Annotated in this window: 13 protein-coding genes; all 13 read right to left on the bottom strand. The window is 61.1% G+C overall.

The window, feature by feature from the left end:
* Position 1: 1 nt before the first annotated feature.
* The 13 genes from CFter6_RS22090 to CFter6_RS22150 all read right to left on the bottom strand — a co-directional run bounded on the left by CFter6_RS22090 (position 2) and on the right by CFter6_RS22150 (position 13,311).
* Complete coding sequence (locus CFter6_RS22090) at positions 2–1,423, bottom strand: UDP-N-acetylmuramoyl-tripeptide--D-alanyl-D-alanine ligase (RefSeq protein ID WP_061541737.1); 1,422 nt, start codon at positions 1,421–1,423, stop codon at positions 2–4.
* Positions 1,420–2,967, bottom strand: coding sequence for a UDP-N-acetylmuramoyl-L-alanyl-D-glutamate--2,6-diaminopimelate ligase (locus tag CFter6_RS22095; protein ID WP_061541738.1), 1,548 nt, complete (start codon positions 2,965–2,967; stop codon positions 1,420–1,422). The genes CFter6_RS22090 and CFter6_RS22095 overlap by 4 nt, the downstream gene beginning before the upstream one ends.
* Positions 2,964–4,745, bottom strand: a complete 1,782-nt coding sequence (locus tag CFter6_RS22100) for a peptidoglycan D,D-transpeptidase FtsI family protein (RefSeq protein ID WP_014007923.1) — start codon at positions 4,743–4,745, stop codon at positions 2,964–2,966. Before CFter6_RS22100 ends, CFter6_RS22095 begins: the two co-directional genes overlap by 4 nt.
* The gene (ftsL, locus tag CFter6_RS22105) at positions 4,742–5,014 is read right to left on the bottom strand and encodes a cell division protein FtsL (RefSeq protein WP_014007924.1); all 273 of its coding nucleotides are present in this window, start codon (positions 5,012–5,014) and stop codon (positions 4,742–4,744) included. The genes CFter6_RS22100 and ftsL overlap by 4 nt, the downstream gene beginning before the upstream one ends.
* Entirely contained in the window at positions 5,011–5,994 is a 984-nt protein-coding gene (gene rsmH / locus CFter6_RS22110) for a 16S rRNA (cytosine(1402)-N(4))-methyltransferase RsmH (protein WP_061541739.1), read from the bottom strand. Before rsmH ends, ftsL begins: the two co-directional genes overlap by 4 nt.
* A gap of 10 nt (positions 5,995–6,004) precedes the next feature.
* Positions 6,005–6,433, bottom strand: coding sequence for a division/cell wall cluster transcriptional repressor MraZ (gene mraZ, locus CFter6_RS22115; RefSeq protein ID WP_061534628.1), 429 nt, complete (start codon positions 6,431–6,433; stop codon positions 6,005–6,007).
* A 493-nt stretch (positions 6,434–6,926) separates the two neighbouring features.
* Positions 6,927–7,469 (bottom strand): crossover junction endodeoxyribonuclease RuvC, encoded by a 543-nt coding sequence (ruvC, locus tag CFter6_RS22120; RefSeq protein ID WP_014007927.1) that lies wholly within the window; start codon positions 7,467–7,469, stop codon positions 6,927–6,929.
* 61 nt (positions 7,470–7,530) lie between these two features.
* Positions 7,531–9,096 (bottom strand): bifunctional phosphoribosylaminoimidazolecarboxamide formyltransferase/IMP cyclohydrolase, encoded by a 1,566-nt coding sequence (purH, locus tag CFter6_RS22125; RefSeq protein ID WP_061541740.1) that lies wholly within the window; start codon positions 9,094–9,096, stop codon positions 7,531–7,533.
* Positions 9,097–9,234: 138 nt separating this feature from the next.
* Positions 9,235–9,468, bottom strand: a complete 234-nt coding sequence (locus tag CFter6_RS22130; RefSeq protein WP_014007929.1) for a Fis family transcriptional regulator — start codon at positions 9,466–9,468, stop codon at positions 9,235–9,237.
* Between the two features lie 117 nt (positions 9,469–9,585).
* A complete protein-coding gene (dusB, locus tag CFter6_RS22135) occupies positions 9,586–10,602 on the bottom strand; it encodes a tRNA dihydrouridine synthase DusB (protein WP_061541741.1) in 1,017 nt (338 codons plus the stop codon).
* Between the two features lie 85 nt (positions 10,603–10,687).
* Positions 10,688–11,818, bottom strand: coding sequence for a GGDEF domain-containing protein (locus CFter6_RS22140; RefSeq protein ID WP_061541742.1), 1,131 nt, complete (start codon positions 11,816–11,818; stop codon positions 10,688–10,690).
* A gap of 175 nt (positions 11,819–11,993) precedes the next feature.
* Positions 11,994–12,653 carry a histidine phosphatase family protein gene (locus CFter6_RS22145; RefSeq protein WP_061541743.1) on the bottom strand — a complete coding sequence of 220 codons (660 nt, stop codon included), beginning with the start codon at positions 12,651–12,653 and terminating at the stop codon, positions 11,994–11,996.
* Positions 12,654–12,675: 22 nt separating this feature from the next.
* On the bottom strand, positions 12,676–13,311 hold the full coding sequence (locus tag CFter6_RS22150; protein WP_061541744.1) for a YbhB/YbcL family Raf kinase inhibitor-like protein: 636 nt from the start codon (positions 13,309–13,311) through the stop codon (positions 12,676–12,678).

Genomic DNA, 13,311 nt, shown 5'->3' on the forward strand with positions numbered 1-13,311 from the left:
GTTAGTGAGTCCCCTCAGATGTTGTACCGGCCAGATGCTGGACAGCACGCTCCATTTTCATGAAGCGCGACCCTTTGATCAGCACCGTGGTGTCCGGCGTCATGGTCGCATCGAGCGCGGCTAGCAACGCTGCGATGTCGTTAAAGTGTTGTGCCTGCGGGCCGAAGGCGGCGCTGGCGTCTGCCGCCAGGTCGCCCAGGGTGAACAGTTGGGTAATGCCGCGCTGCTGCGCATAAGCGCCGATTTCCTGATGGAATTCGCGTCCTTCGTTGCCGACTTCGCCCATGTCGCCCAGCACCAGCAAACGCGGCGCGGCCGATTGCGCCAGCACGTCGATGGCGGCCCGCACCGAATCCGGATTGGCGTTGTAGGTGTCATCGATCACCAGCGCGCCGGCGCAACCGACAGCTGTCGCCAGTTTGCGTTGCAGGCGGCCGCTGACCGGTGCAAAGGTTTCCAGGCCGCGCTTGATCGCGGCGACGTCGATGCCGATCGCCAGGGTGCAGGCGATCGCGGCAAGCGCGTTGCGCACATTGTGTTCGCCGGCGGCGGCCAGCTGCAAAGCGAATATTTGCGGACCGCCCGCGGTGGCGAAGGTAACGATCAGGTCGCTGCCGAAACCATGCGCCGCGCCGGTGTAGCTGCAGCTGACATCGGCGTCGGCGCTCAGGCCAAAACTGATGCTGCCAGCCTTGTCGGCGGCATAACCGCGCCACAGGCCGGTAAAAGGATCATCTGCCGGGAACACCGCGATGCCGCCGGCCGGCAAGCCGCGTATCACGCTGCCGTTTTCTTCAGCGACCGCGGCGACGCTGGCCATGAATTCCTGGTGCTCACGCTGGGCGTTGTTGACCAGCGCCACCGTCGGCTCGGCCAGCGCTGTCAGCAGCGCGATTTCGCCGGGATGGTTCATGCCGAGCTCGATCACTGCAGCCTGGTGGCCGGCGTCCAGCCGCAGCAAGGTCAGCGGCACGCCGATCTCGTTATTGAAATTGCCGCGCGTCGCCAGCGACTTGTCCGCGCCAAAAGCCGCGACCAGGATCGCGGCGATCATTTCCTTGACAGTGGTCTTGCCGTTGCTGCCGGTGACCGCAATCAAGGGCAGCGTGAATTGCTGCCGCCAGCGTTGCCCTATCGTACCGAGCGCAATCCTGGTGTCGCTCACCACCAGCGCCGCCGGCATTGCCAACCCGGCCAGCGCGGCCGGCACGTGTTCCACCACCACCGCAGCCGCGCCTTGGGCGATTACCTGGGCCAGGAAATCGTGGGCGTCGAAGCGCTCGCCGCGCAAGGCGACAAACACGCAACCTGGCGTCACCGCGCGGCTGTCCGTGCACAAGCCGCTGATCATGACCTGGTCCTGGCCGGCGCCAACCGAAGGCAATCCCAGCCACGCTTGCAATTGCGACAATGAGACGTTCATGCGGCGCCGCCTTTCATCGTAGCCCGCGCGGCCAGCGCCAGCGCGGTATGGTCGGCATCTAGAAACGGCAATTTCTTTCCTTTTATTTCCTGATAAGTTTCATGTCCTTTGCCCGCCAGCAAGACCACATCGGCCTTGGCCGCATGGCGCACCGCCCACAAGATCGCTGCAGCGCGGTCTTCCAGCGCCTGCGCAGCCTGCGGCGCTTTCATCCCGGCCAGGATCTGGCCGATGATGAGGCTGGGCTCTTCGCTGCGTGGGTTATCGCTGGTGACGATGACGTGATCTGCGAGTTCCGCCACGGCGCCCATCTGCGGCCGTTTGCCGGGATCGCGATCGCCGCCGCAACCGAATACGCACCACAACTCGCCGTTGCGCTGCTGCGCTACTTGCCGCAGGGTATTCAAGGTTTTGTCCAGCGCATCAGGGGTATGTGCATAATCGATCACTATCAGCGGCGCGTCCTGGCCGCCGAACTGCTGCATTCGACCCGGCACGGCAACCAACAGTTCAATCGCATTCAGCGCGGCATCCCAGGCCACGCCTTTAGCCAGCAGCACGCCCAGGATGCCCAGGGCATTGCTGACATTAAACTGCCCCACCAGCTGGGTCTTGACCAGCGCCGAACCGAAAGGCGAATCGACATGGAACGCCGTGCCGGTAGCATTGGTGCGGATCGCCGAGGCGCGCAGCAGCGGCACGCCGGATGGGGGTTCCGTTTCTCCGCAGCTATAGGCGATCACCGGCACCGCTGGCTGCTTCTGCTGTAAATGATCAATCAAGCGCAAGCCCATGGCGTCGTCGAGGTTGATCACTGCCTGCCGCAATCCGGGCCAGTCGAACAACATGCGCTTGGCGGCTTCATAGTGTTGTTCGTCGCCGTGGTAGTCCAGGTGGTCGCGGGTGAAATTGGTAAACAGGGCGATGTCGACATGCATGCCGTTCAGGCGCCCTTGTTCCAGCCCGATCGAGGAAGCTTCGATGGCCAGCGCCGCTACTCCTTGCCGGCGCATGTTGCTCAGCGCCTGCTGCAATAGCAGCGCATCGGGCGTGGTGTTGCCGGTTTCCTCGAACTCGCCGCGCTCGCCTTGCGTATAGATTCCTGTGCCCAGGGTGCCGATCACGCCGGTGGCCTGGCCCAGGTGCGACAGCGCATGGCCCAGCCATTGGGTGCAAGAGGTCTTGCCGTTGGTGCCGGTGACGGCAACCACCAGCATGTCTTTGTCTGCCTGGTCGTAATAGCCGTGCGCGATCTGGCCGCTGAGCCGCTTGAGCCCGCTCACTGCGCGATGGGCGACACGCCATGCCGCATCTCCATCCCTGTCCCAGGCAAATTTTTCCTTCTCGTACAACACGGCGGACGCGCCGTTTTCCAGCGCCTGTGCAATATAGGCGCGACCGTCCGCGGCATCGCCGGGATAGGCGAAAAACACATCGCCGGCTTTCACCTTGCGCGAATCCGACACCAGTTCTGCGCCGGCCGGAGCCACGCTGTCCAGCCACTGCTGGATCTCCGGCAATTGCTGTAGCTTAGGCTTTGTCACAAGCCCTCCTGCGGACCGTCGGTCGGGATGATGATGTCGGTGACGCTGGAATCCGGCGGCACGTTCAGCGCCCGCAAGGCGTTTGCCGCAACCGTCGCGAACACCGGGGCGGCGACGTCGCCGCCGAAGTGCGAGCCAACGCTAGGTTCGTCCACCATGACCGCAATGATCAGGCGCGGATCGGAAGCCGGCGCAAAACCGACAAAATCGGCGATATATTTTTTAACGTATTTGCCGCCTTCGATCTTGTAGGCGGTGCCGGTCTTGCCGCCCACCCGGTAGCCAGGGACCTGGGCCTTGGGCGCGGTGCCGCCGGGCGCGGTAACCCGCTCCAGCATGGCGCGCATGGTCAGCGCGGTTTTTTCCGATACCACGCGCTGGCCGACCGGAGGCTCGTTGACTTTCTGGAACGACAGCGGGATCAGGTCGCCGTTGCGGGCAAAGATCGTGTAGGCATGCGCCATCTGGATCAGCGATACCGAAATGCCGTGGCCATAGCTCATGGTGGCCTGTTCGATAGGCCGCCACGATTTGAACGGGCGCACGCGGCCGGCGACCGCTCCGGGGAAACCGAATTTCGGCTGCTGGCCAAGGCCGACAGTAGTGAACATCTCCCACATTTCCTCGGCCGGCATTTGCAGCGCGATCTTGGCGGTGCCGATATTCGACGACTTCTGGATGATCTGCGCGACACTCATGTTCCACACCGGATGCGGATGGGAATCGCCCACGGTGGCGGTGCCGATCGTCATTTTGTCGGGAACCTGGAAGGTGGTGGTGGCCTGCACCCGGTTGGTATCGAGCGCGAGCGCCACGGTAAACGGCTTGAGCGTCGAGCCCGGTTCGAAGGTGTCGGTCATCACGCGGTTGCGCAGCTGCGCGCCGGTCAGTACCGAGCGGTCGTTCGGGTTGTAGCTGGGCAGGTTGGCCAGCGCCAGCACTTCGCCGGTCTTGGCGTCAACTACCACAATGCCGCCAGCCTTGGCCTTGCTCTTGGCCACCGCTTCTTTCAACTGGGTAAAAGCGATGTACTGGATCTTGCTGTCGATCGACAGCACCAGGTCCTTGCCGTCATGCGGCTCCTTGACCGCTTCGATATCCTCGACGATACGCCCGAGCCGGTCCTTGATCACGCGCCGGCTGCCGGTGGTGCCAGCCAGGTTTTTCTGCTGCGACAGCTCCATGCCGTCCTGGCCGGCATCTTCCACATTGGTGAAACCGACCACGTGCGCCATCACCTCGCCTTCCGGGTAGAAGCGCTTGTATTCCTTGCGGGTCTCGATGCCGTCGATGCCAAGCTTGATGATCTGGTCCGACACATCCTGCTCGACCTGGCGCTTGAGGTAGACGAAATTGCGGTCGGAATCGAGTTTTTTGCTGAGTTCGGCATAGCTCATGTCGAGCAGCTTCGCCAAGGCCTGCAGCTTCTCTTTCGGCGCCGCCTGCACATCCTCAGGAATGGCCCAGATCGCTTTCACCGGCACCGACGAGGCCAGCACCTGGCCGTTGCGGTCGGTGATCTTGCCGCGCGTGGCCGGCAGCTCCAGCGTGCGCGCATAACGCGACGCGCCCTGCTTTTGCAGGAAGTCGGTGGAAATCCCTTGCAGCCACAAGGCCCGCACGATCAGCGCCAGGAAGGCCGCAAACATGGCGAACAGCACCACCCGCGAGCGCCAGACCGGCAGCTTGACCTTGAGCATCGGGCTGGCCGAAAACGGCACCCCCTTGCCGGCGGCAATCCGTCCTGCGTGGGAGCTGCGCGGGGGATTGCGCGTCATTTTTCCCCCACCGTCAGGTATTGGGTGCGAGCAGCGGTCAGCGGCACCATGTTCAGGTCGCGCGTGGCGCTGGCTTCAATCCTGGCGTTCTTGCCCAGCGTCGACTGGTCGAGCTGCAGCTGGGCCCATTCGATATCGAGCTGGCGCGACTGGCTGGCCGCCCGTTCCAGCTCGATGAACAGCTGGCGCGCCTGGTACTGCGCGTTGACCAGCGCCAGTGCGCACAGCACCAGCGCCAGCGCCAGGACAAAATTGAGGCGCCCGCTCACGGCTGGACTCCGGCGGCAGCAGAAGCACCGGCAGCAGCCAGGCGCTCGCCGACCCGCATGATGGCGGAACGCGCGCGCGGATTGTCGGCGACTTCGGTATCGGATGGCTTGACCCGCGCCACCAGCTTCAACTCCGGCTGCGGCAGGTCAATGGCGCGAATCGGCAGGCGACGGTCGGGCTGCGGCAGCCTGGCTTTGGAAGCCATGAACTGCTTGACGATCCGATCTTCCAGCGAATGAAAGCTGATCACGACTAATCTCCCTTGCTGGGCCATCTGCCGAAATGCCTGATCCAGTACTATCTCGAGTTCTTCAAGCTCTTGATTGATGAAAATCCGTATAGCCTGAAAGGTACGAGTGGCCGGGTCTTTGCCTTTCTCACGGGTCTTGACGGCGTTTGCCACGATCTGGGCAAGCTGTCGTGTGCCAGTAATGGGCTGGACTGTCCGGCTAGCAACAATCGCCTTTGCAATCTGAACAGCAAACCGTTCTTCCCCATAATCACGTACCACCTTTCCGATTGTTTGTTCATCTGCGACTGCCAGCCAGGCTGCAGCCGACATGCCGCGCGTCGTATCCATGCGCATGTCGAGCGGGCCGTCGGCGCGGAAACTGAATCCGCGGCTGGCGTCGTCCACCTGCGGCGACGAGATGCCCAGGTCCAGCAACACCCCGTCGACTTGTTGAATGCCTCTTTCCTGCAATGCCTGCGCCATCGTCGCAAAGCTGTCGTGCACGATCTCGAAACGTGGGTCGGCTATCTCGGCCGCGGTCGCGATAGCCTGCGGATCCTTGTCGAAAGCGATCAGGCGGCCGCGCGGCCCCAGGCTCTGCAAGATCTTGCGGCTATGGCCGCCACGCCCGAAAGTGCCGTCGACATAAATGCCGTCCGCACGCGCGCCGATAATCGCCAACGCACTGACAGCCTCATCCAATAACACGGTGCGGTGCTGGAACTCGGGCACCACTGGTTCACTCATGGCCGGCCCGTCAGAACGAAAAATTACTTAACACTTCGGGCATGCCAGCCGCAACTGCTTGCGACTCGCTCTCGGCCAGCTTGGCCGCATCCCAAATCTCGAAATGGCTTCCCATGCCCAGCAACATCACCTCGCGCGTCAGGCCGACGGCCGAACGCAACTCAGGCGCCACCAGGATCCGGCCAGCCGAATCCAGCTCGACGTCGGAGGCATTGCCCAGGAAAATCCGCTGCCAGGCGCGCGCCGACATCGGCCAGGCTGCGATCTGTTCGCGGTGGCTTTCCCAGGTCGGGCGCGGAAACAGCAACAGGCAGCCATGCGGGTGCTTGGTCAGCGTCAAACGCCCCTCGCACTGGACGGTGAGCGCGTCACGATGCTTGGACGGCACTGCCATCCGTCCTTTCGCATCGAGATTTAATGCTGACGCACCCTGAAACACCGCACACGCTCCTTAAATTGATCTTGAAAAGTTCTCTGCCGGCACGTAAAAACGTCCTGCAAATGCCCCACAAAAAAACACTTTTCCACACTTCCACCCACTTTAGAGGATGCACTATTCTAGGTCAAGCCATTTAGCTGCCGGCAATTGCAAAATATTCGAGTAAAGTCAATGACTTAGCGCGGGTATCTAACAATGGGGCGAGGATGTTCTTACATTGAATTACTAAATAAATGAAGGACTTAGCGCTGTATGTAAATGTCAGCTCTTAGATATACACATGTGTTTGCCACGATTCTGCTGAAACAAAGGTTCACAATTGAATGAGCCTTCCTACATGCAAAATGAGACAAATCACAGATAAAGCGGGGAGTAGGCGGCTTGATAGCGCGGGATGAACTTCTGCAGATCACGGAACATGATTAATTCCTGCTGCAACGACAGAAACCAGCTTTGAACATTGCACCACAATCGGGAACAGAGCGGAAGCACCTCAACCCACCAGCCGGCCGCCGCGCACCCGCAAGCCCTTCTTCGCCAAGCCTGGCGCCAGCGCACTCAAGTGCGCCAGTGCATCGCCGCTGTGAGCATGGCAGATCGCTACGGCCAGCGCATCGGCGGCATCGGTGCCCGGCAGGCCGGGCAACTGCAGCAGCCGCTGCACCATATCCTGCACCTGCTGCTTTTGCGCCTTGCCATGGCCGGCGACCGCCTGTTTGATCTGCAAGGCGGTATATTCAGCCACCGGCAAATCCGCGCTGACCAAAGCGCAAATCGCTGCACCACGGGCTTGCCCGAGCAACAGCGTCGATTGTGGATTGACGTTGACGAAGACTTTTTCGATCGCCGAGCAATCCGGCGCATAGGTGCGGATGACTTCCGAAACGCTGGCCAGGATCACCTTCAGGCGCTGCGGCAGATCGGCGTCCGGAGTCTTGATGGTGCCCGACGCGATATAGCTGAGCTTGTTGCCCTGCTTGTCGATGACGCCAAAACCGGTGGTCCGCAGACCGGGGTCGATACCGAGGATTTTCATATAACCAGACGATGACCGAAGCGCTTCGCCGTGGCAAGCACGAAGCGCCGGTCGCTGCTACTTAGTGACGGAAGTGACGGGTGCCGGTGAGCAGCATGACCACGCCATGTTCGTCGGCGGCATCGATCACTTCCTGGTCGCGCATCGAACCGCCAGGCTGCACCACGCAAGTAGCGCCGGCGTCGACCACCACATCCAGGCCGTCGCGGAATGGAAAAAACGCATCAGAAGCCACCGCCGAACCGACCAGCGACAAACCCGCATTCTGCGCCTTGATCGAAGCGATGCGGGCGGAATCGACCCGGCTCATCTGGCCGGCGCCGACGCCCAGCGTCATGCCGTTGCCGCAAAACACGATGGCGTTCGACTTGACGAACTTGGCGACGCGCCAGGCAAACATCAGGTCCTGCAGCTGCTGCTGGGTCGGCTGCTTCTTGCTCACTACCTTCAGTTCGCTCAGGGCGACGTTGCGCGCATCCGGCGATTGCACCAGCAAACCGCCGCCGACGCGTTTGAAATCGTGCAAGTTGATGTTGTGCGCCAGCGGGATTTCCAGCAAACGCACGTTCTGCTTGGCAGCAAAAACCTGCTTGGCCTGCTCAGTAAAGGAAGGTGCGATGATGACTTCGACGAACTGCTTGGCCACCGCTTCGGCGGCATTGCCGTCCAGCTCCTGGTTGAAGGCGATAATGCCGCCGAAGGCCGAAGTCGGGTCGGTCTGCAGCGCCTTGCTATAGGCTTCCAGCGGATTGTTGCCGATCGCGACGCCGCAAGGATTGGCGTGCTTGATGATGACGCAGGCGGTTTCGTTGAAAGTCTTGACGCATTCCCACGCCGCATCGGCATCGGCGATATTGTTGTAAGACAGTTCCTTGCCTTGCAGCTGCTTGTAATTAGCCAGCGCGCCTTCGACATGGCGGGTATCGCGGTAAAACGCCGCCGACTGGTGCGGGTTTTCGCCGTAACGCATTTCCTGCACTTTTTCGAAATGCAGGTTCAGCGTCTCCGGATAGGCGCTGCGCGTAGCGTGCTGCTTGTCTTCGCCCAGCGAAGTGAAATAATTGGTGATCGCGCCATCGTACTGGGCGGTATGGGCAAACACCTTCTTCGCCAGCGTAAACTTGGTGCCGTAGCCGACTTCACCGTCATGCGCCTTCAGCTCGCCCAGCACGCCGGCGTAATCGCTGGGGTCGCACAGCACGATCACATCCTTGTGGTTCTTGGCTGACGAGCGCAGCATGGCCGGGCCGCCGATGTCGATATTCTCGATCGCGTCCTCCAGCGAGCACTGCTCCTTGGCGATGGTCTGCTGGAACGGATAGAGGTTGACCACCACCATATCGATCAGCGGGATCTGGTGCTGCGCCAGGGCCGCGACATGCTCTGGAAAATCGCGGCGCGCCAGGATGCCGCCGTGCACTTTCGGATGCAGGGTCTTGACGCGGCCGTCGAGCATTTCCGGGAAACCGGTGTAATCCGCCACTTCGGTGACCTTGATGCCGTTATCGGCCAGCAACTTGGCGGTGCCGCCCGTCGACAGAATATTCACGCCCAGCGCCGACAACTCTTTTGCGAAATCAAGTATCCCGGTTTTGTCGGATACGGAAATGAGGGCTTGTTTAATCATGATGAAAACTCTGGAAGGGAAGGAAAACGGATAAATACATCACTGGCGGATACTCGGCGGGAAGCGCCCCATCCTTTGGCGAGGATGGCAGCTTGCTGTCAGTTTCAGGCTTGGCGCCGCTGATCCCTGGACTGCCTGCTACAAAAGACCGTGCTGCTGCAATTTCTTGCGCAGGGTGTTGCGATTGATTCCCAGCATTTCTGCCGCATGCGACTGATTGCCTTCGGCGCGCGCGATCACGGCTTCCAGCACCGGTTTTTCGACCGTGGAAATCACCATGTCATACACATTCGACGGCGGCTGTTCGCCCAGGTCCTTGAAATATTTTTCAAGGCTTTGCTTCACCACGTCTTGGATACTTTCTTTGCTCATTCTTTTTTACTGTTCTTTTTTTAGGATTCAGGCAATTTCATCGGCGTTGGCTCAACGGCATCATGCCTGATGCCCGCCTGCCGGGAAATTCCTGGTTCTGTTTCTTGTTGATCTGATTCAGGCCGCCAGCATCTGCTCGGCCACACCGTATTGTAACCGCTCCCCAAACGCAAACTGCGATTCGAAGAAGCTATTTACTGCGGCCAGCTGCTGGCCGCAGTCTTCCAGCAGGTTCATGCGTTGCCGGAATGCCTCGCCGCCAGGTAAATCGCGCACATACCAGCCGATATGCTTGCGGGCGGTGCGCACCCCCAGGTAATCGCCATAAAATCCATAATGCGCACGCAAGTGTTCATCCATCAGCTGTTGCACTTCCGTCACCAGCGGCGCCGGCAAATATTCCCCGGTGCGCAGATAGTGTTCGATCTCGCGGAAAATCCATGGCCGGCCCTGCGCTGCGCGTCCCACCATGATGGCGTCGGCCTTGGTGTACTCCAGCACTTGCCTTGCTTTTTCCGGCGTCGTGATGTCGCCGTTGGCCACCACCGGGATCGCGACTGCGGCCTTGACCGCGGCGATGGTCTGGTATTCGGCATCGCCGCTGTAGCCGTCAGCGCGTGTGCGGCCATGCAAGGTCAGCATGGCGATGCCGCTGGCCTGCGCCAGCCGCGCGATATTCAGGGCGTTCTTGTTGAGGCGGTCCCAGCCGGTGCGGAATTTCAACGTGACCGGCACGTCGACCGCGTTCACCACCGTTGCCAGGATCTTCGCCACCAGTTGCTCATCTTGCAACAAAGCGGAACCGCACCAGCTGTTGCATACTTTCTTGACCGGACATCCCATGTTGATGTCGATGATTTGCGCACCGTGATCGACATTGTATTTTGCGCACTCCGCCAGCATCAGCGGATCGGCGCCGGCGATCTGCACCGCCCGCGGCTCCATCTCGCCATCGTGGTTGATGCGGCGCGAGGTCTTCTCGGTCTGCCACAGGCGCGGATTGGAAGCCGCCATTTCCGACACCGCATAGCCGGCGCCCAGCTCTTTGCAGAGCTGCCGGAACGGTCTGTCCGTAACGCCCGCCATGGGCGCTACAAAGACGTTGTTACGCAGGAAATAAGGGCCAATATTCACGACGGCGTCACTGACTCGGGATGGAATCACAAGGGGAAAGGCGTCATTTTATCCCGATTGCCAAGGCAAGCGGGGTTTTGCACAATCAAAGTTCGTCTTCGGCCAAGGTGCTGGAGCTGCGCAGATGCTGGGTAGCGTAGTGGATCAGCTCATCCAGGCCGCGGCCGTCGGCGCCGTAAGTGGCCACTCCTATCGACAACGCGAGCCGGATCGACCAGTTTTCGATGTTCACCGGATGGTGCTTGAAATGGCCGAGGAAAGTCTCGGCCAGGTTATCGGCATCGACCGTGTCGGTAGCCGGCAACACATACAGGAATTCGGTGGCGTTCCAGCGCCCGCCGCTGTCGCTCTTGCGCAGCTGGGCGCCGGTATCCTTGGCGAACGCCGCCAGGATATTGTCGGCCACCGCCCAGCCGTACAGGTCGTTGATCTTGTGGAAGTCGTCCAGCTGGCAGTAGAGGATGGACAATGGCGACTCGTCGATGACGGTGGCCGCCACCGCTTCTTCATAGACGTGCACGATACGGCGCCGCGTCAGCAAGCCGGTCAGCGAATCAAGCTGCGCCTGGCGCGTGAGCAGGTGCGACAGGTTGGACTGTTTCCAGATCACTTCGCAGACATGGCCGAAAGCCTGGAACGAGGCAAACCCGGTTTCCGAAAAATAATCCTCGCTGTCGGCATAAAACACCATCATGCCGTGCATGCGGGCTTTTTCGGAACGCAGCGGTATGGCCAGCGCAGCCTTGGCCGAGCAACGCTCGGGGTGCGCTTGCCAAGGGGTAAACAAGGCATGGAAATCGCTGTCGTGGCCAGCCTCCCAATCGGCGACCTGGGCAAACGGCGCGACGTAGTCGAAACAATCCTTGGCCAGCTGCCAGTTCTCCGACTCGCCCAGCGCCTTGCCGACAATCGCCGCCGGCTTGATGGTTGCTTCCGAATCGTCCTGGCAGAAACCGACCCACACCAGCCGGATATGCGGACTGGCCGGCAGGATCATCTGGCACAGGCGCTTGACGCTTTCACGTCCGCTATAGGCCTGGGGCAGGGTCTGCAACAGCTGGTGCAATACGCCGACCAGCGCCAGCTGCTCATCGTTCAGCGCCGGCGCGGTGACGGCGGGCGCACTCTGTTTCCCCGCGGCCGCATCGACCACATCAGCCAACGGCACAGGGTCAGCGGCACGCTGCGCCCAGGAGGGAAAGAGATTAAGTTTCATGCTGGCAGTCCCGCTGTTGTTTTAATTCTTGTTAGCAAGATTAGCACAAGCACGCTGCTTTTATCGCAACTGTTTTTGCAACAGCTTATACAGATTTATAGCGATTCCCGGCACTTGCCGCGAAAGCCCAACATAAGCGGAAAACCGCCGGCGGCATCAATGTTGCAAACGGCGCTTATTGGTCGATTTCATCCAGCGACAAGGCGTCCAGGTGCGCCACGTCGGCCCAGCCGTCCATCCGCAATGGCTGCGGCCATTCCGGGTTCCAGCTCAGGCGGTTGATGCTGGCATTGAAAATATTACAACTGCGCGCCTGTTCCAGCGGCTGCTTGTGGGCAAAACGGTAAATGCAGTCGAGTACGCCGCCATGGGTCACAACCGCAATCCGGCGCAGATCGCCCGGCGCCAGCAAAGCCGACAAGGCCGCCACCACCCGCGCGTAGAATTCGCGCATGGTTTCCGCCACGTGCTGGCCGGCCGGATAACGGACATCGACAGCGCGCGCCATCAGCGCCGCATAAGCATCAGGAAAACGTTCGGCTGCTTCCGGATAACGCAAGCCTTCCAGCGCGCCGTAGCAACGCTCCCGCAATCCGGCTTCGAGGCGCAGTGCCATGCCGCGTGTCTCAGCCAAAGGCGCGGCGGTCTGTTGCGCACGCTGCAAGTCGCTGCAGAAAACGGCGTCCAGGGCGAGGCCGTCCAGGCTGCGCGCCAGTGCCAGCGCTTGGCGCCGGCCGGCCGGATTGAGCGGGATATCCAGGTGGCCTTGCAGGCGGCGCTCCAGGTTCCAGTCGGTTTCGCCGTGGCGTATCAGCAGGATTTCGGTAGTTGGCATGGGTTTTCTGCAGGGCTGACGCTCACAAAGCGGGATTCAGGGTGTACAGGCTGACGATCGAGGTCTCGGCCAGGATGTGTCCGCGCATGGCGGCCAGCGCTTGCTGCCCGGTGAATTTGCCGTCTACCGGCAAGCGCGCGATGTCCAGCGCGTACACGGTGAAAACATAGCGGTGCACGGTCTCGTCGTTCCACGGCGGGCATGGGCCGTCGTAGCCGAAATAATCGCCGGCCATCGCGGCATCACCGGCAAACCAGCCGGTATAGTCGTTCAGGCCGTGACGCGCGCCTGGGATCGGGCTGCCGTAGATTTCCGGACCTGGCTTGCCGCGCGACGTGACGCGGTCGCTGAAGGTTCCGGCTTCAATCGACGTCGCATGCGGCGGCAGGTCGACCAGCACCCAGTGGAAAAAATCGACGCGCGGCAGCTCGGCCGGCACCGTCTTGCCTTCCTGGTTGACGTCGTCGCCGCGCGACGGCACATCGGGATCGCAGCAGATCAGCGCCAGCGACTTGGTACCGGCCGGCGGTTCGCCCCAGCCCAGGTGCGGGTTGTGGTTGGCGGACAAGGTGACATGGGTCTCGGGATGCACTACCGCGAAAGCAAATTCGCCAGGAATATATGCACCGTCGTTGAAAGAGTGGCTCCAGAGGTTCAC

The organism is Collimonas fungivorans, assembly GCF_001584145.1.
Taxonomy (GTDB): domain Bacteria; phylum Pseudomonadota; class Gammaproteobacteria; order Burkholderiales; family Burkholderiaceae_D; genus Collimonas; species Collimonas fungivorans.

Excerpts from the sequence above, each read along its gene's own strand:
- CFter6_RS22090 (WP_061541737.1), bottom strand. The coding sequence starts at position 1,423 with ATGAACGTCTCATTGTCGCAATTGCAAGCGTGGCTGGGATTGCCTTCG.
- purH (WP_061541740.1), bottom strand. The coding sequence starts at position 9,096 with ATGATTAAACAAGCCCTCATTTCCGTATCCGACAAAACCGGGATACTT.
- CFter6_RS22100 (WP_014007923.1), bottom strand. The coding sequence starts at position 4,745 with ATGACGCGCAATCCCCCGCGCAGCTCCCACGCAGGACGGATTGCCGCC.
- rsmH (WP_061541739.1), bottom strand. The coding sequence starts at position 5,994 with ATGAGTGAACCAGTGGTGCCCGAGTTCCAGCACCGCACCGTGTTATTG.
- CFter6_RS22145 (WP_061541743.1), bottom strand. The coding sequence starts at position 12,653 with ATGCCAACTACCGAAATCCTGCTGATACGCCACGGCGAAACCGACTGG.
- ruvC (WP_014007927.1), bottom strand. The coding sequence starts at position 7,469 with ATGAAAATCCTCGGTATCGACCCCGGTCTGCGGACCACCGGTTTTGGC.
- CFter6_RS22130 (WP_014007929.1), bottom strand. The coding sequence starts at position 9,468 with ATGAGCAAAGAAAGTATCCAAGACGTGGTGAAGCAAAGCCTTGAAAAA.
- CFter6_RS22140 (WP_061541742.1), bottom strand. The coding sequence starts at position 11,818 with ATGAAACTTAATCTCTTTCCCTCCTGGGCGCAGCGTGCCGCTGACCCT.